The sequence below is a fragment of the Methylobacter sp. genome (assembly GCF_036845245.1).
In the GTDB taxonomy this organism is placed as follows: domain Bacteria; phylum Pseudomonadota; class Gammaproteobacteria; order Methylococcales; family Methylomonadaceae; genus Methylobacter_A.
The window spans coordinates 30,632-53,735 of record NZ_DAIUEH010000011.1 but is presented as its reverse complement, the minus strand read 5'-3'; the positions used below and the strand labels follow the sequence as shown (position 1 = coordinate 53,735).

Sequence of the window (23,104 nt, the reverse complement as noted above, 5' to 3'; positions counted from 1 at the left end):
TTAAATACTCGGACAAACCTATGACCAATTTTGCCCTCACCGCTATTTCTCCTATTGATGGCCGCTATGCTGATAAAGTGGCTGCATTGCGGCCTATTTTCAGTGAATACGGCCTGATTCGTTTTCGAGTGCTTGTTGAAGTACGTTGGCTGCAAGCCTTGGCTAATCATCCGCTGATTACCGAAGTCAGCCCGTTTAGCGAGGCGGCGACACAGCTGTTAAATAACATCGTCAGCGATTTTTCAGAAACCGATGCGCAACGCGTCAAAGACATCGAAAAAACCACGAATCACGATGTCAAAGCCGTTGAATATTTGTTGAAAGAAAAAATTGCCGGTTGTGCGGAACTGGAAAAAGTCAGTGAATTTATCCATTTTTCCTGCACCTCCGAAGACATCAATAACCTGTCTTATGCGCTAATGCTCAAAGAAGGCCGTGAAGTCATCCTGGCGCAAATCGGCGACTGCATCACGGCGCTTAAAACCATTGCTGTGGAAACCGCGGACCAGCCGATGTTGTCGCGCACCCACGGACAATCAGCTACACCTACGACTACCGGCAAGGAGTTCGCCAACGTCGCGGCGCGCATGCTACGCCAGCAAGACCAACTGCAAGCGGTAGCTTTGTTAGGCAAAATAAACGGCGCAGTGGGCAATTATAATGCGCACTGCGTGGCTTATCCTGATGTGGATTGGGCTGAGTTCGGCCGGAGCTTTGTTGAATCTCTGGGGCTGCAATTTAATCCCTACACCATCCAGATCGAACCGCACGATTACATTGCCGAATATTTTCACGCTTTATCTCGTTTCAATACCATTTTGCTGGATTTTGATCGCGATATCTGGGGTTATATTTCGTTGGGTTACTTTAAACAAAAAACCGTCGCCGGTGAAATCGGTTCTTCTACGATGCCGCATAAAGTCAATCCGATTGATTTTGAAAACTCGGAAGGTAATTTAGGCTTGGCCAATGCGATATTCGGTTTTTTAGCCGAAAAACTGCCGGTGTCACGCTGGCAACGGGATTTAACCGATTCAACCGTATTGAGAAATATCGGCGTCGGAATCGCTCATACCAGCATCGCCATACAAGCCAGTTTAAAAGGCATATCCAAATTGCAGATTAATGTTGAAGCGATTGAAGCCGATCTCAATGCAAACTGGGAAGTATTGGCAGAGCCGATACAGACCGTGATGCGTCGTTACGGCATTGAAAAGCCGTATGAGAAATTAAAAGAGCTCACCCGCGGCCACCGCATTACCCCAGAACAAATGCAGGCGTTTATTGAAAAGCTGGAGATCCCGTCTGAAGCCAAGACAATTTTACTGGAGCTGACGCCGCGGACTTACACCGGTTACGCTGAAAAACTGGCTAAAGAAATTTAGTATGCCTTTGGGAATCATAACTATCAGACCAATAGGTCTATTTATTAACCGTGGCGGTAGAGTTTAGTTATGTTGTCGTATTCAATTATTAGCGAAAAGTCGCTGGCTCTTTGCCGCTGGCTGGCCATTATTACAGCCATAGCTTCGCCTATATCCACTGCGGTAACCAGCGTGGCCAGTATTGCAATGTTATTGACCTGGTTAATTTCAGGAGAATCATTCCGTAGTTTAAAAGTCTCTGCTGAGCAGCCCGCAGGTAAAATGCTGCTGCTGTTTTTTGCGTGGCTATTAATAGGGACTTTTTACGCAGATACGAGTTGGATGGAAAAAATTAACACCTTATCAAGCTGGAAAAAATTAGCCTTTACTTTCGTATTATTAGGCTTGTTTTATCAACCTCAATGGAAGCGCTTGTTTATTGGTAGTTATTTAGCCGTCATGATAATTGCCGGATTAATTGCAGTGCCGCTATGGTTGGCTGATATGACAATAAGACCGGAACGAGAGCCCGGTATATTTATGACCAATTATGCGTCACAAAGCATGGCTTTTATTGCAGCGATCGTTTGCAGTGTTTTTTTATTAAAACAGCAACTCTCTTTAAGAAACAAATGCTTGCTTTATGGTGTCATTGCCTTGTTTGCATTTAATATTTTCTTTATCAGTCCGGCGCGTAGCGGTTATGTGGCATTTCCATTTGCAATGATGTTTGCCGCTGGCTGCGTTTATGGCTATAAAAAACTATTACCGATAATCGCTGTTACCGGCAGCATAATGCTGATAGCAATACTTTGTTCGTCAACCTTACAACAACGGACAGAAAAGGGGTTAACAGAAAAAGACGCTTATCAAACCAGCGGAGAACTGACTTCGATAGGCGTAAGGGTTATTTTTGCAAAAAACACCCTTATGTTAATTAAAGAACATCCGGTATTGGGTTACGGCACATCATCATTTAAATCAACTTATGCTCCTTATGCAGCCGCACAATATTCAGATTGGCGTGGAAGCCCTACGTCAGACCCGCACAATCAATATCTGTTTGTTTGGCTGGAAAATGGGCTGATAGGGTTATTGCTGTTTTTGGCCTATATTTATACGGCTATTCGTCAAGGATTGAATAATCCACCCTATGGCGCAATCGCTGCGAGTTTTTTAGTCGCCGTGTGCGCTTCCAGTTTATTTAATTCCCATTTTAAAACTTTCCCTGAAGGTAATTTACTCGCCTTTTTTGTTGGCATTCTATTGTCGCAACATGGCGCTAATGCTGGTGCTAATACTGAGGAAAGTCAGGATTGATAATGTTTAAGAGATTATTTCATGATGTCGCATTTGTTGGTATTTCAACAGTTTTTAATGCATGTGCCTGTATTAAATTTATGGGTATTGCAAAATAAATTACATGAGGTAAAAATATAACTGTCGAGTCATAATAGTTTTTTAAAAGAAAAATAAATGGTTTTGAAAACCTGATATCGACGAACCAATATAATAAACAAACATTAATATGAGGAAAGAGTTATGAAAAAATTAGCATCCGTATGTGCAGGCTTATTACTTCTTTTAAGTACTTCTGTTTTCGCTGAAGAAAATGCCGCTTCAGCATTGGAACACGCCAAACAGGCGGTAGTTCACGGTAAAGCCGGTCATACACCGATGTTGGTCGATCATGCAAAGGCGGCATTGGAAGATGCGTTGTCAGCCTCCATAGTAGCCAAGGGGGTATCAAAGAACCATATAGAAGCGGGTTCTAAAGAGTTGCAAGAAGCCATTGATCTCGGTACCTTAGGTCATGTAGGCAAGGCTACTACGCATGCTGAAGCAGCTGTGGAGCATCTTAAGGCTGGCAATAAATAATATCGATAATATAGCTGTAGAGGAAAAGGGCGAGTTATTCGCCCTTTTCTTTAGATAGTTATTAACTGTCTTAAAGAAAAGGATTTTCTGGTAATTATTCCAGGTTGATTGATATGCTCATGGCACATCATAAAATCCGGCAGTTGGGCGGGAGCGGTTTTTTGCTCTGAACTAAAACCGATTTTTCAAGCGTGAAAGGTATCTCTATGCAAAAGAACCTATTACGGTTGTATCCAGATTTCTGCGAAAAAGTCACCATTAAAGGCCTATATCTTGGCCATCAATTACATAAACTGGGCACAACCGAATTACCCTTTGTTTATGCCAACTTCCTGTCGAGTCTGGACGGGCGAATTGCGGTAGAAGATACCGTTCAACACAGCACACATATTCCCAAACAGATAACGACAGCTTCCGATTTTGGTTTGTTCATGGAACTGCATGCCCAGTCCGACTGCATTATTATCCATGGCGGTTATATGCGGGCTCTGGGCGAAGGACGCTTGGGCAACATATTGCAAGTCAAGGACAAAGACCTCATTGAATGGCGCCGGGATAATGGTTTAAAGCTTCAACCCGCAGTGGTCATCGCCAGCGCCAGCCTGAATTTTCCGGTTCATGACAGTCTCCAAAAACATGAGCAAACCGTTTATATAGCCACCGGACGAAATGCCGATCCGGACCGTATCCGGTACTGGCAAGACTTGGGATACCCGCTGCTTTTTACCGGCGAAGACCTCACGGTTCACGGCGCTCCTTTGATTGATGCGCTAAGCGAGTTGGGTTACAAGACTATTTATCTGGTTGCCGGGCCGCAAATGTTGGACGCCGTCATTCGGGAAAGGCAGTTATCAAGGTTATACCTGAGCATGACCCATCAGTTGATAGGCGGTAAAGACTTCCGTACCTTACTGACCGGGCCGATGCTTGGGTCGGAAGGCAACCTGATGCTTGAAGCACTGTACTACGAACAGGACTCGCCGCCCGGAACCGGCCAGTTTTTCATGCAATTCGGCTTGGAGCGATCCGTCGGCACTTAAACTTAGATTTTTAAGGGGGGAAGTACATGGAACAATGGGTCTGCACAACCTGCGGTTATAACATGATCGGCGATGCTCCTGATGTCTGTCCTTTTTGCGGGGCCCATCGCGATAAATTTCTCAGTTGGGAAGAAGCCGAAAAAGCCTATCGCGTTACCGCCACTCAAATCAATGACAACGTCAGCCAACTGGTCTCGGTACCGAAGCTGGGATTGGAACATGCGGCCTACCGGATTGAAACGGACAATGAGGCTGTCTGGATCGATTGTCCTTCCGCTTTTAATCGCACGCTGGAACCGGTGCGGAAAATCTTTTTTACTCACCCGCATTTTATGGGCGCATCCAATCAATACCGTGAGCTTTGGCATGCAAAAATCTACCTGCATGCTTTAGATGCAGAAAATCCCTTAATCACATCATTCCCAGTCGATGAGCGTTTCAACGATGACTTCGTGATTGATGGTTTGGCAGCCTATCACATAGGCGGGCATACGCCGGGCTATACGATTTACATCTATCAGAATGTGTTGTTTATCTGCGATTACGCATTTCCGCCCGGCCGAAACATGCGCTTGAATCCATTCGGCCCGAAAAGCGAAACTTTACAAAGAGCCGCGCGGATATTGGACATCATTAACCGAAATTCATTAAAAACTGTCTGCGGTTATAACTATGTCTGCGACTTCAAAAACTGGTTATCTGATTTTGAACGGGTTGTTAAATCCTTTAGCTAATGAAGATTCTTGCCGTTACCGACATTCAAAAGCTGATACAGATCTTGAGTTTGGAAAATTTCTTCAAGCGCGCTGTTGCCGCTTTAGAGGAAGATTTCGGTCGTTGGCACGAATTTATTTTATCGCCGCGTCATGGAACCTATTATCCGGACGGCGTGATTGAATTGATGCCCTGTGCCGACCAACAGCACTATGCATTCAAATACGTGAACGGCTATCCCGGCAATCCGCTCAAAGGCAAGCTCAATGTTGTAGCCATCGGCGTGTTAAGCGACGCCGAGAGTGGTTATCCGGTAATGATCAGTGAAATGACTTTCTTGACAGCATTTAGGACAGCGGCGGCGGGTGTGTTGGCTGCAAAGTATCTTGCCCGTGCAGATTCAAAATCATTAGCTATCATCGGTACCGGAGCCCAGGCGGAATTTCAGGTATTGGCATTCTCAGGCTTTTTTCAGCTCGAAGAAGTTCGTTTTTTTGATATTGATCCGCAGGCAATGGTTAAATTCTCACAAAATATGATCGGTCAAAAATTCAGCCTAATTCCGTGCAACAGCATCGTTGAAGCGGTGCGTGACGCAGATATCATAATAACGGCGACAGCCGCCAAGAAACGGCAATCCCTGTTTGAAGCTGACGATATTGCATCTGGCACATACATTTACGCGATGGGCGGCGACAGTCCAGGGAAAACCGAACTATCCGCCGAATTCCTGAAACGGACCAAACTGGTGGTCGAATATAAACCGCAAACCCTGGTAGAAGGCGAGGTGCAACAATGCGGAGCCGATCTTATTTATGCCGAATTATGGGAGCTGGTTTGCAAGAATAAGCCCGGAAGGCAGGACGACCAGGAAATTACTCTGTTCGATTCGGTCGGTTTTGCGTTGGAAGATTATTCAATACTTCGGGTCGTTTATGAACTGGCAAAAGAATATCAATTGGGCACAGAAGCGGATTTAATTCCCGAACTCAACGATCCTAAAAACCTGTTTAGCATATTGGGGCCTTGAGATACTGCTTAAATTCGGCTTACCGGTATTACTGTTCAGTAGATAAAATTCGGCGACTTACGATATCTGTTCTCCAATTGGTGATATTACCTATTGATTCAAGTTATTGATTTTTATAATCTGTATGCATAGCACGCCCCACAGCGAACCTGAGCCCGAACGGAGTATAGCTATGAGCGACCTGACCGGTAAAACATGTGAAGTATGCAGAATTGGCGCACCGTTGGCTACGCAAGCGGAAATTGACGAATTTATGCCGCAACTACAGGGCTGGGAATTGGTTGAAATAGACGGCATCAAGCGCTTACAAAAAACCTTCAAGTTCGATAACTTTGCAGACGCTTTGTCGTTTACCAATAAAATCGGCGCTCTTTGCGAACAGGAAAGCCACCATCCGGCCATTTTAATGGAATGGGGCAGGGTGACTGTAACCTGGTGGTCTCGCAAGATAAAAGGACTGCATGCTAATGATTTTATTATGGCGGCCAAGACCGACGCGTTGCTATGACGTTTCCCCGTAGTACGCTTCGATAATCGCTTTCATCAGGTGCAAGGTCTTATTGTTGTCGTCTTTTTCAGGATTAAACTCGCTGATTTCCAGGCCGCATATTTTCGGATGCCGATTAATCGATGACAGCGCTTCGAGCAGTTCTTCAGCTTTAATACCGCCTTGAGCGGGAGTTTCAACGCCGGGCGCATCGCCAGGATCGATAAAATCCAAGTCGATGCTGATGCCGATAAGCTTACAAGACAGACTGAGTTTATCGATGGCTTTAATTAGCACTGGAGCAAGCCTATCAATCTGTCTGGCAAAAACAATTTCTACTCCAGCTTGTTTTAACAGATCGTATTCCTGATGCTCATAACTTCGGACGCCTATCAGAATGAGGTTTTCTTGCTTGATAAAACAGGAACCGGGATACATCGCCGCCAGTTTTTTATCCGCTTTTCCAAGCAAAGCGGCCAGCGGCATGCCGTGAATATTACCGGATGGCGAGGTAGCAAAAGTATGCGCATCCATATGAGCATCAAGCCAGATCAGGCCGAATTTGTCGGGCTGCTGCAATGCATTGATTACGCCGCCCCAGGTTCCCAATGCGCAGGAATGGTCGCCGCCGATGATCAGAAAAGCCTGGTTTTGTTCTGTCCAGTATTGGGTAAAACGGCTGATCGATTGATTAAGTCGGGATAATTTTTCTTCCTTTACGCCGTGATTTTCAGGATAAACCATATGCCACTGAAGTTGAAGGCGTTTTTGTTCAGAGTTTTGCCGGGTAAACTCATCGTGCAACATTTCCGCCGCATAGCCGCATGTTCTCAATGGTCCGCCCAAACACGATGCTACGCCTAAAGTTTGTACTATAGCCACTTCACTCTCGTTAACCGGAGGCAATCAATATGAATCAGGATAAAGCAAAAATTAACGTTTATTACGATGGAGCCTGTCCCAAATGTGTCAAAGACAGGTCGACCTATGAAAAACTCGCCGGTAAAGCAGGCGAAAACGTCTGTTGGATCGACATCACCGGCCGGGAACAGCAACTGCGTGAAATCGGCATCGATCCGCATAAGGCGCTGACCGAACTGCATGTCCAGGATGAACATCAGCGGATTTTGTCCGAGCTGGATGCGTATATCCTGCTGATGAGCAAAGTGCCGGTGTTGAAGCCGATAGCCTGGCTGATCGGCTTGCCGTTGATTCGCCTGTTGCTTGCCAAAGTCTATCACTGGCAGGTTAACCGAAGGCTCCGGCGTAGCGGACGCTTATGATTAATCCAATAATTTTTTCAAAACTGTGCGCAAAATACCGCCATCCCGGTAATATTGAATTTCAATCGGTGTATCGATGCGATTTACGGCTTTAAAAGTCGTGACGGTTCCATCAGGAGCAGTTGCTGAAACATTAACTTCCTGTTGCGGCGTCATCGCATCGGAAATATCGATAGCAAAGGTTTCCGTCCCGGTTAATTTCAGGCTTTTAGCCGATTCGCCATCGATAAATTGCAGCGGCAGAATACCCATGCCGATCAGGTTGCTGCGGTGAATTCTTTCGTAACTTTCGGCGATGACCGCTTTTACATTTTGCATAAACGGGCCTTTTGCGGCCCAATCCCTGGATGAGCCGGAGCCGTATTCTTTACCGGCAAGAATGCATAACGGGATGCCCGCTTCTTTGTATTTCATCGCGGCATCAAAAAACGTCATCCGTTCGCCGGTCGGATGATAAATCGTCACGTTGCCTTCGACACTGGGAACCAGCCGGTTGCGAATTTGGCTATTCGAAGGCATGTTCCCGCTCATTACTTCGTCGTTGCCATGGCCCGGCTGGTTGGCCGTCACCTTGTCTTCGGCGCCGATAACCAGCTGGTTGCGAATTCGGATATTCGCGAACGTGCCGCGAGCCATGACTTGATCGTTGCCGCGGCGCGAGCCGTAACTGTTCCAGTCTTTTTGTTCCACGCCTTTACTCAAAAGATATAACGCGGCCGGAGAGTGCGGCGCGATCTGGCCGGCCGGCGAAATATGATCGGTGGTAACGGAGTCGCCGAATAGCGCCAATACCTGCATGCTGCTAAGAGGATGTATCTGCTGGCGGCCTGTCGTCACTCCTTCGAAAAACGGCGGTTTCCTGATATAAGTCGAGTTGTCGTCCCATGCATACAGCTCGGTGCCGCTGACCTCCACCTGCTGCCATGCTTGAGTGCCGGTAAACACATCGCGATATTTTTCCCGGAACATTTCCGGCGTTACGAACTGCCTGATGACTTCCGCCACTTCCCAGGGCGTAGGCCAAATGTCCTTCAGGTAAACCGGCTTGCCGTTTTGATCTTCGCCCAGCGGCTCTCGGGTAATATCCAGCGCCGTCGATCCCGCCAGCGCATAGGCAACGACCAGCGGCGGCGAGGCGAGATAGTTGGTTTTGGTCAGCGGATGCACGCGGCCTTCGAAATTCCTGTTACCGGATAGCACTGCCGAGACGACCAGATCCTTTTCCGTTATCGCTTTTTCAACCGCTTGATCCAGCGGACCGGAGTTGCCGATACAGGTAGTGCAGCCGTAGCCGACCAGATAAAAGCCCAGCTGTTCTAAAAAGCCAAGCAATCCGGACTTTTTCAAATATTCCGTTACCACCAATGAACCGGGAGCCAGCGATGTTTTTACATAGTTTTTAACTTTCAAGCCCCGTTCTACCGCTTTTTTCGCAACCAGGCCTGCCGCCAGCATGACCGACGGATTGCTGGTGTTGGTGCAGGAAGTAATCGCGGCGATCACGACTGCGCCATGGGTGATTTTCTCATCGGTATTATTTCTCGATACGATACCGCTACGATCCAGATCATGTTCGAATAGCCCCATGCCCTTGATGCCTGACGGTTCGGTCAGCATTTGCCGGTAGGTTGGCCCTACTTCACTGAGGGAGATGCGGTCTTGCGGACGCTTGGGGCCTGCCAGCGAAGGTTCAACGGTGCCGAGGTCTAGCTCCATAACCTGGGTAAATTCCGGGTCCGGCGTCTCGTCGGTGCGAAACAGTCCCTGTTCTTTGGCATAACGCTCGGTCAGATCGATCAAATCCGCATGACGACCGGTGAAACGCATATAGCTGAGGGTTTCATCGTCGATAGGAAAAAAACTCACAGTCGAACCTTGCTCAGGCGCCATATTGCTCAGCGTGGCCCGATCCGGGATACTCAAGTTAGTCAGCCCGGCACCGTAAAACTCAATAAACTTTCCGACCACGCCAAATTTCCGGCAAAGTTCGGTAATGCGCAGCACCAGATCGGTTGCAGTCACGCCCGGCGGCAGCATTCCGGTCAATTTAATGCCGACCACATCGGGAACCAGCATGTAGATAGGTTGATCCAACATTACCGCTTCCGCCTCAATGCCGCCGACACCCCAGCCCAACACGCCCAGGCCGTTAATCATTGGCGTATGGGAATCGGTGCCGACGCAGCTGTCGGGATAACAGACGTTTTTATCCTTGTTATGGAACACAACCGGCGCAAGGTATTCGAGATTCACCTGATGCACAATGCCGGTAGCCGGAGGCACCACGCGCAGATTTTTAAATGCCGATTGTCCCCATTTAAGGAATTCATAGCGTTCGGCGTTTCTTTCAAATTCGACGGTTTCATTTAACAACAGGGCATTAGGCTTGCCGAAATAATCCACCTGCACCGAGTGATCAATGACCAGGTCGCAGGGTATCAATGGATTGATCTTTTTCGGATCGCCGCCCAGCTGCTTCATCGCATCCCGCATCGCCGCCAGATCCACGAGGGCCGGTACGCCGGTGAAATCCTGTAATATCACTCGGGCCGGCTTGAACGGGATTTCATAGCGGGTGCCTTGCGCCTGCCAGTTGGCGACACTCAAGACATGATCCAGGGTAATTATCTCGTTGTCGCAGTTGCGCAATAATGATTCAAGCAGGATTTTTATCGTGTGCGGCAGCCGTGAGATATTGGCAGCGCCGGCAGTCTCAAGTCGGGGCAGGGAATAATACGAAACCGAACCGATGCTATCCGTTTTCAGTTGTTGATGCGCACCAAATGGATCGTGGTTAGTCATGATAGAAACCTCACTTATGGACTCGAACAGTGGGCTTGCTGCTTAATGTGGAATACATGAGCGGGTTAGCCGCTCATGGTTCGACAAGCCCACCACCAACGGCTTAACCTTAAACTGTCCCGCCTTAAAGTCGGTAGCCGAAAAATGTTAACAACTTGAACAGCTTTTACCCGTATCAATTGTTGCGTCAAGGTTTTTGATTCCATCTTGAGGTAATCGAGAGCTTAATGGGTTTGAAAATTTATTTGAAGTAAATGGTGATCTAAACCGAATTAACTTTTTAGCCCCAGGAGTAATCGACCTACTTTGTCCTCAACTTAAGAGGCAGTCATCAATTTATAAAAGGCCATATTGCCTATTCATAAAGAGTAAGATTGAGAATAATCCACGTCTTTACGCTTTTTTTACATCCCTATCAGTAAAATCAATTGCCGTTTTAAAACCTGAAAGCTGACTGACTTAAGTGATCTTTGACAGGTAAATCATTCAAATTAATTAAGCATGAGGGAAATAATTGTGAATTATGCTGTTCGTATACTGGGAATAATGGCCTTATTGTTACCGGGAATAGTCTTCGCCGCGGGAGAAACGGCGGCCCCGGCATTGCAACGGATTGATTTGACGCATCATTGGGCAGGTTATTTTTCACTTGCAGTGATGGTCACTGCTTATATTGCAGCGATGTTCGAAGAGGCCACTGAGTTGCGTAAGTCCAAGCCGATGTTACTTGCTGCCGGGTTGATCTGGTTTGCGATTATTTTGGTCTATCAGCAACAAGGCAACGACCAGTTTGCCGTAACGGCCTTCAAGAATAATTTGCAGGCTTACATAGAATTGCTATTGTTTATCATGGTGTCGATGACCTATTTGAATGCAATGGAAGACATGCGCATATTTGACGCTTTAAAAGTCTGGCTAGTCGGTATGCATTTGAGTTATCGGCAGTTATTCTGGATTACCGGGTTGCTGGTGTTTTTTATGTCAAGCGTCGTTAACGGTCTGACAGCGGGATTACTGATGGGAGCAGTCGTGGTCGCCGTCGGTAAAAACAGTCCACGTTTTGTTTCGTTAGCCTGTATCAATATTATTGTTGCCACCAATGCAGGCGGCTCTTTCAGCCCATTGGGCGGGATTTCGACGCTGTTCGTTTGGCAGCATGGTATGCTGGGCTTTACTGCGTTTTTTAAATTATTTATTCCTTGTTTGGTAAATTTTTCAGTTCCGGCTTTGGTAATGCATTTCTCGGTACCCAAAGACAAACCGGATATCGACGCTGAACAGGTCCATTTGCTTCGTGGAGCCAAACGTGTCATCTTCCTGTTTGGGATCACTATAGGGTTGGCGGTGACGTTCGACATGAAATTGCATTTGCCCGCGGCAGCCGGGATGATGGCCGGATTATCGTTATTGCAGTTCTTTTATTTTTATTTAAACAAGATCAATAAACAGAATACTCAAAAGCAATCGGAATTTGCTTTGTTTTTCGGTAACGGGAAAAACAAGTCTTCAGCCAGTGAGATCATCCGGTTGGATATTTTTGACAAAGTCGGCCGTCTCGAATGGGATACCTTGTTCTTTTTTTACGGAGCGATGATGGGTATCGGCGGATTGGGCTTTATCGGTTATCTTGATGCGATATCCCACATGCTGTATGGACAGTTAAGCCCCACTTTAGCCAACATCCTGATCGGTCTGTCCTCGGCATTTGTCGATAATGGCACATTGATGTTCGCTGTCCTCACCATGCATCCCGACATACCGCAAGGGCAATGGCTGCTATTGACCTTGACGTTGGGCGTCGGGGGAAGTCTGCTGGCGATAGGCTCGGCGCCTGGGATTGGGTTACTGGGTCAAGCCAAAGGTCAATATACTTTCACCAGCCATATGAAATGGTGTCCGGTTATTTTGTTAGGTTATTTTGCCAGCATCGGCGTACATTTTTTGATCAACTCTAAATCCTTTTAACAGCACGGCTATTCCAGTAGCTTCGGGAGAAAAGTTTGCGTAAAAACGAGCCTGAAAGCGAACAAGATATTCAGCTCTACGAAATGATGTTAAACCGTCGCCGTTGGGATCGATTACAGGGTTACATGGCGGGAATAACCGTGCCCTTTATTTGCACACTGATCGATTGGCCGCTACGTCATGTTCTAGGGCCGGCCAGCATTCTGATGACTTACTTATTAGGGGTGTTTTTAGTGGCGAGCCGGTATGGACGAGGCGCATCCATCATCGCTTCCCTTTTGAGCGCTCCGGTATTCGCTTTTTATTTTGCCTCTCCGATTTTTTCATTTGCGATCAGCGATCTTGAAAACATCATAGGGTTAGGAGTGATGATAGTTGTTGCTAATGTAACGAGTAACTTTTTGGAAAGAGTACAACTGCAAGCAGAAATTTCCAAACAGCGTGAAAACCGGGCCAACGCACTTTATCGTTTAAGTCAGGCCTTATCCGATGCCCATAATCAACAATCAGTCGCCGGAATTGCAGTGAGTCATATCTATGATGATTTCGGTGCTTTGTCGGTATTATTGTTTCCGGATCAGGAGTTTCAGCTTCACTATCCATCCGACATACCGCTCGAACATTCTCTTCGAGGTGTTGACCTACAAATAGCACAGCAAACCTATCAGCAACACACGGCCAAGCAAACCAGCAAGTCAACAGGCCCAATCGCCTATTATCCTCTGGAACGCTCACAAACCATTCAGGGCGTACTGGCTATAGAATCGCCAGCGGGTGCTGATTTGGCGAGTCCGGAATTAATTACTTTTTTCGATACTTTTTTAAACCTGATTTCACAAACGCTGGAACGCCTGAACTTAACCGAGAAGGCCAACAATGCCAACCTTCAAGCCGAAACCGAATCGTTACGCAACGCGTTGTTAAGCGCTATATCGCATGATTTACGCACCCCACTGACACGTATTATCGGTGCAGGCACTGCCTTGGTTGAAAATAACGCGGATTTTTCAGCGGAAGAAAAGCTTGATTTTAATCGAGTAATTCTTGACGAGGCTCAACGCATGTCAGAGTTGACCAGTAAAATGCTGGATATGGCGAGACTGACGGCGGGTGAAATCATTCTCCATCAGGAATGGAACGCTCTTGAAGAAATAGTCGGCAGCGCCTTGAACCGATTGGAGAAAAATATCGGCACTCGTCCGATAAGAACACTCTTGCCCGACCATTTGCCGTTGCTTTGGATAGACGCCGTATTGGTTGAACAGGTTCTGACCAATCTAATCGAAAACGCCATCAAGTACACACCTGCGGGCAGTCCTATCGATATTAGCGCTGAACTGTCAGCTAGCAATTTAACCGTCAATGTATCGGACTATGGGTTTGGTATTCCACAAGGCATGGAAGAGAAGGTGTTCGACAAGTTTTACCGCCTTGAATCCGAAAGCCATCAAGGCGGTGTAGGACTCGGATTAACCTTATGCCGAGCCATTATTGAAGCCCATGGCGGCACCATTCAAGCGGCCAATCAATACGGCAAAGGCGCATCATTTATCATTAACTTACCTATCCATGAGCCACCTACACTTAACTGTTTTGAAGAGATGGCGTCATGACGGACGAGATCAAACCGCTCATTTTAATCATTGAGGACGATCAGCAAACACGTCGTCTTTTGAAAACCAATCTTTGCAATCGAGGTTGGCGTGTCATTGAAGCGGAAAACGGTAAAAACGGTCTTTCACTGGTTAAAAGCGACAGTCCTGATCTGGTAATACTTGATTTGGGCTTACCCGATATAGATGGCATTTCGGTTACCAAACGTTTGCGGCAGTTATCTGATTTGCCGATATTGGTGTTATCGGCCCGCAGTCAAGAGCAAAACAAAATCATGGCGCTGGATGCAGGGGCAGATGATTATTTAACCAAGCCTTTCAGCACCGGAGAACTGCATGCTCGTCTTCAAGCATTGCTGCGGCGTGTGATGCGAACAATAAACAACATGGAAACGTTCCAAACCGGCGAATTAACAGTCGAGCTGGCTCGGCGCAAAGTTTTTATAGCGGGCAATGAAGTGCATATAACGCCCATCGAATACCGCCTGCTCAGCATTCTAGTCCGTCATGCCGGTCTAGTGGTTACCCATCGTCAACTTCTCAAAGAAGTCTGGGGAGTCGAGCATATTCATGATCAGCATTATTTGCGGGTCTATATGGGGCAACTGCGCCATAAACTGGAAATCAATCCCGCTAGACCCCGCTATTTACAGACAGAGGTTGGCGTAGGCTATCGGTTAGTTGATGATGAGGAATGCTAATCAGCATTCACAAGTATTTATAAAACTTCTATTATTAGCAAAAATTCATAACAGCCAATCTTCCAGCTTTAAACCGGGTACTCTGGCAAACTCGCGGGTGTTATGGGTGACAACGGTGAGGTTGTGGGCAACGGCGATGGCTGTAATCTGCAAATCATAGGGGCCGATCGGTGTACCTTGGTTGGTCAAATGGGCACGGATGTTTGCTCACCTTGTTGCATTGCTTGACCCGCAAAAAGGTAAGCTGGGCAACCATTCCAACAAGGTGAGCAAACGGGCGCGATTCTGTTCTTGTCGAGCGCTCTTGGCTACGCCAAACCATAGCGTTTGCGCTGAGCCCTTCGACAAGGCCTTTAGTCACGAGTGTAGCCGAAGAGATCAGCGCGAACGGCAATAGTTCCTTGATGGAATCCAAAAAAACTCCCACAGTTCTCCCATTACATCGGCATAATTTTGTCAGATACTATGCTCCATGTTGTGAGAGTGAATTCATGGAAAAACAAAATAAACGTCAATAACAGGTAATTTAATTTCTATTTTATATTTGAAAATAACAGGTTAATGAGTCAGGTAAATATTGGGAGAAAATTCCGCCAAGAAGAAAGCGGGGTTTGAAATATCTATAAAGTGGAAATCACTCTGGCATAGTGATTTCTACAGAACAGTTAACCAAACAAATCAAACAAAATTGATGGAGAATGCAGAAATGAAAAGATTACCGGAAGCCGTTACCACAAAATTTACCGAATTGTTTGCTGTGCTGCATAGCGCCACGGATGATTTAAAAATGGCGGGCGCTGAAGCCTGTTTAATTGGCGATTTTTCGCAAGTGGCCGCGCTCAATGATTCCTGCCGCAAGTTGCAAGCGTTAGAATCGAACATCAAAGCCACCGTAAATAATTTTGACGCAAAATATACTGCGCAGACGGTAGAGATGACGGGTTTTCACAAAAAGGATAAGCATCGCACCCGAAAACAAGGCGGGCGTTTACGGGTAACCGTTGCCGGTAAAGTCATCGAGCAACAGACCATTGCCGAAACCTTTTTCGAGGCATTGAAAGTTTTCGGCCTGGAGCGGGTGGCGAAGCTGAATAAGACAGTCACCTCGATTCCGCTGATCGCCAGAACACCGACCAGCGACTATCAAAAGCAAAGGCGTTGTGATGGCTGGTTCATAACCACCCACGTTAACAAGGTCTCCGCGACAACGGTGTTGGAAGAAATCGCAGAAGCATTGAATATGCCGGTGAAAGTCGAATGTATTGAGCGGTGATTTGCAAGGATAGCCGTTGGTTTGATAAACAACGGCAACACCAAGCTTATAGGCAATCATCAATCCGATGATTGCCGTAAGCACACGAACCCAACAAAAAAGCACAAAACTAAAGGCCGAGACCATGACCGAACAAAACACCTTGTCAATTTCTGAACTGCAACAACAAGTTAACGCTGGCGATGCACTGGCACAATATGATTTAGCTCGTCACTATGCAGAATGCGAGCATTTTGATTTGGCCTTTGAATGGTTTAGAAAAGCCGCTGAACAAGGTTTTGCTGAAGCTCAATATGAATTAGCAATAGGTTATTTTCATAGAGGTAATCCCCCAAAACTTGTGGAGTGGCTTGAAAAAGCAGCGGAACAAGGTCATGTTGAAGCAATTTCTCGCCTGAAGGAGTTCAAGGATCCTGACTTTTGTGTACAAATAGCAAGCTCATATTCAATAGGTGTGGATGGATTCGAAAGAAATGCAAATCTTGCTTTTAAATGGTTTTTCTACGCAGCTACTCATGGTGGTTCAGCAATTGGAAATTTTGAGGTGGCAAGGCACATTCTCGAAGGAAAGGTAGTAGCTTATGACGAAAAAGGGGCTGTAATAGAAAATGGACTTGATGAGTTTGCTTTTGCAAAACTTAAAAAAGCTGATGAGCTATGCGGGGATATCAAGCAATACGAGATCATAAAAAAGGGGGTAAACTGTCTATTAGCAGCATGTTATGACCAAGGTATTGGAATCAAAAAAAATCGTGAATTAGCTCAATTCCATCGTCAACTAGGTATTGATGAGTCTGATATAAAAAAAGTATATGAGTCATATCTCGACCTCCCATCGCAATTCACAAAAGAATCGCTGGGTGAAATAGTTGCTAATAACTTCGAAGATAATACGGATTTGACACAGAAATTGATTGAACATGCCTTTAAAGATTCTAAGGGTGAGCAAGAATTTAAAAAATTTAGCTTGCTTGCTAGTAAAGAGATAGCTAAAAAAAACCAAGAACTCGAAGCCAAAAATAAACAACTGACAGAAGCACAAAAAGAGCTCGAAGACATGATGTCGATGTTCGCGCATAAATTTCGTAGCCCTTTGGATGCTATTATCTACAACACCACTCACGAAAATCAGGTCAAGCTTTATACCGAAGCAGCGCAAACCATGCGCGGCTTGTTAAATATTTTTAGCATTATTTCCACCGATGCGGAAATCCTCAAAGATAAAATCAAACAAGACCGCCTAGGCAACGGCAGGCTGGCGGGAGTATTCAGCAAGACTTTGGACATGATTTTGCTGCATTTGCTTTCTGTATCAGGAGCGGAAAAAATCCAGCAACATTACATGGCTTATGCCAAGGCACACGGACAGTGTGATGCAGATGTAAATTATAAAAACTGGTGTGAAGACTATTTTGAACTGGAGCAAGCGTTACAAGCCGAATGGGAGCAAAGTTTCGCGCTGTTATTGAATCAATCGGCTACACTGGAACAGCGCCTTGCTTGGTTGGAACAGCACTTTTTTAAATTAAAGTTGATCGGCTTTGAACGTAGCGACATTCAATTTAAGGAATATGGCGTTACCGAATCGTTTTTAACTATACTGCTCAATGAAATATTGGTTAATGCCTTTAAGTATTATTCATCGGCAAGCAAACACCCAGTTATTCTGGAATGGACAGAACGCGATAGTTATCAAGTGTTTATTTGCCGGAATCCCAGCATTCGTAGTGAACGCACGATTATCAAAGGTAGCCATAAAGGGCAGGCTTTTTTGTCCACCTTAGCACGCAAAACAGGCAGCATATTTACAAAACCCACGCCGCAAGATGATTTTGTCGTTGAGTTCGGTATTCCCGATGAACTTTTAATTTCTAAATGAAGGTGAACAATGAGTTATTTTTTGTGGATAGAAGATTTTGAAAACTCGCCCAAAATCACCGCAACTGAGGTGCTTGGCGGTATCAATATTGATGAACAGCAATTTTCGGATCACAAACAGCAGTTAAAAAAGAATTTGAAAGCACAAGGCATTTATATTGAGCTGAGCTTTCAGGATGGTTTGGGTTTTATTCGGCAAAACTTGGGTAAAATTGACTACATCATTCTCGATATAGATTTAGCAGCTTATTCTAAAGGTGATGTGATTAATGATGATGTTTTAGAATTACTGAAAACATTTCAAGATTACCAAAAGCCCGTTGACGAAACAGAAGAAGAGCAACTTCTCGAACAAGAATGTGCAAAATTAAAACCTTTAGCAGGATATTATTTGTATACCGAATTAGTAGTAGAACTGGGCTTTCCAAAACAACATATTTTGTTTTGTTCCAATCACGGTGAAAACTCGATTTCTACGCGAGACGCTTTTAAAACGGCAAAAATGGCTTTACCGACTATTTATGAAAAATCGGCCACGGAAGTGCAGGAATGGGTGAAAACTTGTTATGAAAATCCTTATTCACGGTTGCGACGGGGGATTATCGAAGGTTGTCAATATGTTAAAAAGTTGGTAGGTGATAAATTATATTTCAATGAGTACATTAAGAAGAACGAACGGATTAAACCGGAAGATATACTCAATTATTTAGATGTAACAGAAAATTTTTTACCCTTGCGAGAACCAATAGATAAAACCGCTTTATATAAACTTTTTATTAGAACGCTATCGCATGAATGGGAAGCGGCAGACTCTATAAGAACGGATAAGAATAAAAAAGATGCCACGTTAGCATGGGTTATGCGAAATACACGCCATTGGATAACGCATAATTCAAATTTATTCAGTGATCTTGATGAAAAAATGGTGGCTTATCTGTTTATGGTGAATCTTCGGGTTATGTTCAATTCTGACGACGATACCTTGCAGTGTTATGAAAAAATACTGCTCAATCTGTTTGCTGAAGACGCATTGTCAGACGCACAGTTTAAAACAATAAACGGTAATAAATTAATCCCAATAAGCAAGGCTTACCTTGATATTAATAATATCGTCCTGGATGAAAAGCGTAATGGCATTCTTATCCAGGATGCTTTTTACTTTAATGAATTAGCTAATAATATTCAGCTAAGCAGTTCATCTCTCAGAAATGACAAGCAACTATTCACTAAATTGCTGTACCAAATGTTTTGGCTTAGCACATCCAATCCGTACATTGACAAAAGCAATAAAAGAAATTTTCTGGAAATAAAATTTTGGGATTTTAATTATGCTGAAAAGCCTTATCTAAATGGGCTTGCGCGACATATTTATAATGCTAGTTTTTCAGAAGCTTAACCATTATGTCCGCAACACACAAAACCGAAATACCTGACCACCTCAGGCAACAAGCGCAGAACATGGTCGAACAGGGTTGGGTTAATAATATGGAGGAACTGATTGCAGATCAAATGCTGCGCTATAAATACCTTCCTGTTGATGATTCTTTCAAAGAACCTTTCGATAAAAAAGGGGCGCTCTCTGTTATAAAAGATGGAACAATAAAATTTTCACATGCAAAAGAATTTAACGACCCATTTGACTGTTACCCAGATATAGATAAAGAAGAACTCAGTAAGTATTTTTCTGGGAAAAAAGGATTTCTTAAAAATATTGGTAATGAACTTGGATTATCACCAGCGCAACGCATTCAAGAGAAACCCAAACAAATAAAGAGACTAAAATCATTTAGCAATCCGCTTGAAATACTTAACAATCAAATCGGAATCTGTTCTTTATCAAGAAATCCACTTAATCTGTTAATGTGGGCGCACTATGCAACCAGTCATTCCGGTTTTGTTGTAGAGTTTTCTATTCCCATAAAACCAACATCATTTGATGATCTTCTTTGCCTAGTTCCTTTTCCCGTACAATACAAAAAAGAAAAACCAAAAATAATTAGTCCTAAATCATTTAAAGAATATGTCTTGACCAAAGGGGAAGATTGGGAATATGAACAGGAAGAACGTGTAATTGATTTTGATCGAAGATGTGGAATACATCCTTACGATAGAAAACAAATTCTCAAATCTGTTATTGCAGGCATGAGAATGAGTGATGATGATTTTTCTATACTTAAAAAATCGGTTGATGCTGTGAACACAGAACTAGGTATTAATGTGGTAGTCCACAAAGCAGAACCATTGCAAGGTAAATTCGCGCTTTTCGTCCAAGATAGAGATGATTTTAATATTCATGATAACGAATCATAAGTATTGGTAACAATATTGCACTTATGAGTTGAATCTAAGGGATAAAATAATAAACAGAACCGAAATAGAACAAGCCGTATTAAAAGAAATACACACTTTGCCTTTAGATAAAGTCGAAGCCACATTAAATTTTGTTTTGTCGTTAAAAAACAAACCGATTAAGAAAATACCTTTAGGATTATTGAAGGGCAAAGTGGCATTTTCTATCGAAGGCAACTTTAAAATGACGGATGAAGAGTTTTTGCAATCATGAAAAATTATTTCCTCAATAGGTAATCATCATGTCCACACTTATAAAAACCGAAATACCCGATCAACTTTGGCAGCAAGCGCAAAACATGGTGGAGCAAGGTTGGATTGATAACATGGATGCGCTGATTGCCGAAGCGATGCGCCGTTATATCGAGTCTCATCAACAAACGATCAGCGAACGCTTTATTCGCGAAGATATTGACTGGGGCCTGCATGGAAAAGACTAGGGCTGTCGTCATTGCCGACGCCGGGCCTATTATTCATTTGGACGAACTGCACGGCCTCGACCTTCTGGCCGATTTTGACAAGGTTATTGTTCCGGACACGGTTTGGAATGAAGTGGAGCGGCATCGGCCTCAAGCTTTGGCTTGCTCCGAAGTTAAATTCATTCGCCAACGCGCTTTGCATTTTTCGGCACAAGTGGATGCGCTAACCCCGTTTTACACTTTGCATGTAGGAGAGCAGGAAGCCTTGCATTTGTGCTTTGAATTCAACAATAGCCTGCTTTTGACGGACGATACCGCCGCCCGGTTAGCTGCAAAAAATCTAGGCGTAACGGCACATGGCACACTGGGCGTGTTGGTTCGCGCCATTCGTCAACAAACCCGTTCAAAATCGGACGTATTGGAGTTGTTGCGCGTTATTCCAACACACACCACTTTGCATATTCGCGCTTCATTATTGGTAGAAGTCATTCGCGACGTAGAGAAAAACGCATAATGAAGTTTATAAATTAATGTCTGCTAATCTTATTCAAACACTGATTCCTCAACTTCCCCGCTACGCCGAAGAAGAAGGCGATTTTTACAGCGTTCCGCGCGAAGCATTAATCAGCGCACTTTGTCGTCAGCATCAACTTGAGCGCGCGATTGCTGAAAACACTGTTTATGTAATAGAAACCCTGCTCGATAGCTTGGCCGTATTAAATACCGCCTATTTACCAAAAGGCGAGTGGTGTTTTGTTTCATTTCCCGCGCAATTGTTGGCTATGTCGATATTAACTGCGATGAGCGACAATGAATCACGCTTTTTTGCCGATAATTTTTGGAATACCCAAGGCATAGCCGATGCTAAGAAAAATCAGCAGCGCGAGGTGTTGAGCGTCATTGAAAATAGGCGCTATGAACATCACTCAAGCCATAACGCCAAGCCTATCCGTTATATCTATGTGTCCTGGGGACTTATCAAACTGGACGGCAACATTTTGTTTTATCAACGCGAAGATACTCAAAAGCGTTTTGATAAAAAAGCCGGGGATTATGGCTTAGTCGGCGGGCGGTTGAATCAACACGATGTGCCGGCTGATATGGCGATGCCGGCTTTACTTGCTGAACTGCAATCGGCAAATTCCGGTTTAATTAAAAAAGCCTTGCCGGAAACATTAAAACGGGAAATATCCGAAGAAGTGGGCTTGGTTTTTGAGCTGCATTATCGTTTTATGCCTTGGCGTAGCTTAAAGCCTTATCGGCAAGTTCAAGGGTCTGCGCCTAATCATGCGCTAACCGAATATTATTTGGATATTTTTCAGATTGAATTGACGTTGGAAGGCTATTTATTTCTGCAACAGCAAATCAAGCGCGATGACCGTCTGGCTTGGTTTGCGATTGACGATGTAGCAAACGGCGAAACCGTGGACGGCAAGATTGCTTATGTCAAAGCCTTGGTTGATGATGACCGCTTAGCGTTAAAAACAGGGCTGTTGGCTTTACCGGATAGTTTTGCGACAGGTTATCTATTCGATCCGCCGAAATACGGTTTAACATTGCTTGTTGATGCTGAAAAGCCGCTGTTAGCCGGTGTTTTAGGCAAGGAAAAAGCCATTGATGTGGTTTTAACATCCAGGCAATTAAGCGTTTTATTGGGTTTGGCGGCACATGGTCGCGGTTTTGAGTTTGCGGCGGTTGAACAGAATATTGTCTTTCATTCTTATGGTTGGGTTGATGTTAAAAATAATCCGACGCTGCAAGCGGAATTAAAGCAGTTGGTTGAATTGCTTAAAGGCACTGATTTGATTATTGAAAATCACCGTGATGAGTTGTTTCGCTTATCGATCAATCCTGGTGTGGTTTATTTTGATGAAGCGTTGTTTACTTATTCGGTGCATAAAGCCGACCTAATCGGCACTAAAACAAAAATACCTGTGAGCATTGAAAGAAAAGCCCTTGCTACAGCATTAGGCATGACTACAGTCAAAGCGGAAGCATTTAAAGTGACTTTGGAATTTGCGCATAAATTACAGCAATTATCTGAGAAGCAATTTTCGGCAGACAACGATGAGGCTGTAAAAATAGAAGACAGGTATGAGAAAAATTTACACAAAGAATCCAGGTTTTCGGCATTGGGCTTAAGAAAATTGATACGCCGGGATGCAGGGGTTATAAAGTTTTGTTGTAAATTAGATGTGTTATAAATATTGGAGTGTGCAAGCATGTCGTAACTTAGCCGGACGGGGCATGTTGCCCGTCCGAAACGTTTTGAGTCGGTTCAGTGTAGCTATTGGGTGTAGACAGCGTA

22 protein-coding genes are annotated in these 23,104 nt (G+C 44.6%); 19 read left to right on the top strand and 3 right to left on the bottom strand.

Features of this window, described 5'->3' with window-relative positions; all coding sequences use genetic code 11:
* Positions 1-20 precede the first annotated feature (20 nt).
* From purB to V7051_RS06805, 7 genes are all read left to right on the top strand, one after another.
* Positions 21-1,385: an adenylosuccinate lyase gene (gene purB, locus V7051_RS06835; protein ID WP_333874194.1), complete on the top strand. Its 1,365-nt coding sequence runs from the start codon at positions 21-23 to the stop codon at positions 1,383-1,385.
* A 69-nt stretch (positions 1,386-1,454) separates the two neighbouring features.
* Complete coding sequence (locus V7051_RS06830; RefSeq protein ID WP_333874193.1) at positions 1,455-2,684, top strand: O-antigen ligase family protein; 1,230 nt, start codon at positions 1,455-1,457, stop codon at positions 2,682-2,684.
* A gap of 222 nt (positions 2,685-2,906) precedes the next feature.
* On the top strand, positions 2,907-3,242 hold the full coding sequence (gene smbP / locus V7051_RS06825; RefSeq protein WP_333874192.1) for a small metal-binding protein SmbP: 336 nt from the start codon (positions 2,907-2,909) through the stop codon (positions 3,240-3,242).
* Positions 3,243-3,448: 206 nt separating this feature from the next.
* Entirely contained in the window at positions 3,449-4,282 is an 834-nt protein-coding gene (locus V7051_RS06820) for a RibD family protein (RefSeq protein WP_333874191.1), read from the top strand.
* A gap of 26 nt (positions 4,283-4,308) precedes the next feature.
* Entirely contained in the window at positions 4,309-5,016 is a 708-nt protein-coding gene (locus V7051_RS06815) for a rubredoxin-like domain-containing protein (RefSeq protein ID WP_333874190.1), read from the top strand.
* On the top strand, positions 5,016-6,026 hold the full coding sequence (locus V7051_RS06810; RefSeq protein WP_333874189.1) for an ornithine cyclodeaminase: 1,011 nt from the start codon (positions 5,016-5,018) through the stop codon (positions 6,024-6,026). Before V7051_RS06815 ends, V7051_RS06810 begins: the two co-directional genes overlap by 1 nt.
* Before the next feature lie 172 nt (positions 6,027-6,198).
* Positions 6,199-6,534, top strand: a complete 336-nt coding sequence (locus tag V7051_RS06805) for a 4a-hydroxytetrahydrobiopterin dehydratase (protein ID WP_333874188.1) — start codon at positions 6,199-6,201, stop codon at positions 6,532-6,534.
* Here the strand turns inward: V7051_RS06805 and V7051_RS06800 are convergent.
* Complete coding sequence (locus tag V7051_RS06800) at positions 6,529-7,395, bottom strand: arginase (RefSeq protein ID WP_333874187.1); 867 nt, start codon at positions 7,393-7,395, stop codon at positions 6,529-6,531. The two genes, V7051_RS06805 and V7051_RS06800, sit on opposite strands and share 6 nt — an antisense overlap.
* 29 nt (positions 7,396-7,424) lie before the next feature.
* Here V7051_RS06800 and V7051_RS06795 point away from each other — a divergent pair, with 29 nt between their 5' ends.
* Positions 7,425-7,796, top strand: coding sequence for a thiol-disulfide oxidoreductase DCC family protein (locus tag V7051_RS06795; protein WP_333874186.1), 372 nt, complete (start codon positions 7,425-7,427; stop codon positions 7,794-7,796).
* On the opposite strand, the gene acnA is transcribed toward V7051_RS06795, so the two are convergent.
* Positions 7,797-10,598 (bottom strand): aconitate hydratase AcnA, encoded by a 2,802-nt coding sequence (acnA, locus tag V7051_RS06790; protein WP_333874185.1) that lies wholly within the window; start codon positions 10,596-10,598, stop codon positions 7,797-7,799.
* A gap of 501 nt (positions 10,599-11,099) precedes the next feature.
* Between acnA and nhaD the strand changes: the two genes are divergently transcribed.
* Genes nhaD through V7051_RS06775 form a run of 3 tightly spaced genes read left to right on the top strand, consistent with a single transcriptional unit; the run spans position 11,100 to position 14,877 of the window.
* Positions 11,100-12,563, top strand: a complete 1,464-nt coding sequence (gene nhaD, locus V7051_RS06785; RefSeq protein WP_442919633.1) for a sodium:proton antiporter NhaD — start codon at positions 11,100-11,102, stop codon at positions 12,561-12,563.
* Positions 12,564-12,598: 35 nt separating this feature from the next.
* Positions 12,599-14,176: a DUF4118 domain-containing protein gene (locus tag V7051_RS06780; RefSeq protein ID WP_333874184.1), complete on the top strand. Its 1,578-nt coding sequence runs from the start codon at positions 12,599-12,601 to the stop codon at positions 14,174-14,176.
* Entirely contained in the window at positions 14,173-14,877 is a 705-nt protein-coding gene (locus V7051_RS06775) for a response regulator (RefSeq protein WP_333874183.1), read from the top strand. Before V7051_RS06780 ends, V7051_RS06775 begins: the two co-directional genes overlap by 4 nt.
* A gap of 45 nt (positions 14,878-14,922) precedes the next feature.
* Here the strand turns inward: V7051_RS06775 and V7051_RS06770 are convergent, their stop codons facing one another.
* Positions 14,923-15,066, bottom strand: coding sequence for a hypothetical protein (locus V7051_RS06770; protein WP_333874182.1), 144 nt, complete (start codon positions 15,064-15,066; stop codon positions 14,923-14,925).
* 517 nt (positions 15,067-15,583) lie between these two features.
* Here V7051_RS06770 and V7051_RS06765 point away from each other — a divergent pair.
* The 8 genes from V7051_RS06765 (at position 15,584) to V7051_RS06730 (ending at position 23,000) form a co-directional block, all read left to right on the top strand.
* Complete coding sequence (locus tag V7051_RS06765; RefSeq protein ID WP_333874181.1) at positions 15,584-16,150, top strand: hypothetical protein; 567 nt, start codon at positions 15,584-15,586, stop codon at positions 16,148-16,150.
* A 124-nt stretch (positions 16,151-16,274) separates the two neighbouring features.
* Positions 16,275-18,029 carry a tetratricopeptide repeat protein gene (locus V7051_RS06760; protein WP_333874180.1) on the top strand — a complete coding sequence of 585 codons (1,755 nt, stop codon included), beginning with the start codon at positions 16,275-16,277 and terminating at the stop codon, positions 18,027-18,029.
* 9 nt (positions 18,030-18,038) lie between these two features.
* Entirely contained in the window at positions 18,039-19,424 is a 1,386-nt protein-coding gene (locus V7051_RS06755) for a hypothetical protein (protein WP_333874179.1), read from the top strand.
* A 5-nt stretch (positions 19,425-19,429) separates the two neighbouring features.
* Complete coding sequence (locus V7051_RS06750) at positions 19,430-20,338, top strand: DUF2971 domain-containing protein (RefSeq protein ID WP_333874178.1); 909 nt, start codon at positions 19,430-19,432, stop codon at positions 20,336-20,338.
* Positions 20,339-20,435: 97 nt separating this feature from the next.
* Complete coding sequence (locus V7051_RS06745) at positions 20,436-20,591, top strand: hypothetical protein (RefSeq protein ID WP_333874177.1); 156 nt, start codon at positions 20,436-20,438, stop codon at positions 20,589-20,591.
* A 28-nt stretch (positions 20,592-20,619) separates the two neighbouring features.
* Positions 20,620-20,817, top strand: a complete 198-nt coding sequence (locus V7051_RS06740; protein ID WP_333874176.1) for a CopG family transcriptional regulator — start codon at positions 20,620-20,622, stop codon at positions 20,815-20,817.
* On the top strand, positions 20,804-21,310 hold the full coding sequence (locus tag V7051_RS06735; protein ID WP_333874175.1) for a DNA-binding protein: 507 nt from the start codon (positions 20,804-20,806) through the stop codon (positions 21,308-21,310). Before V7051_RS06740 ends, V7051_RS06735 begins: the two co-directional genes overlap by 14 nt.
* Positions 21,311-21,326: 16 nt before the next feature.
* Positions 21,327-23,000, top strand: coding sequence for an NUDIX hydrolase (locus V7051_RS06730; RefSeq protein WP_333874174.1), 1,674 nt, complete (start codon positions 21,327-21,329; stop codon positions 22,998-23,000).
* Positions 23,001-23,104 lie beyond the last annotated feature (104 nt).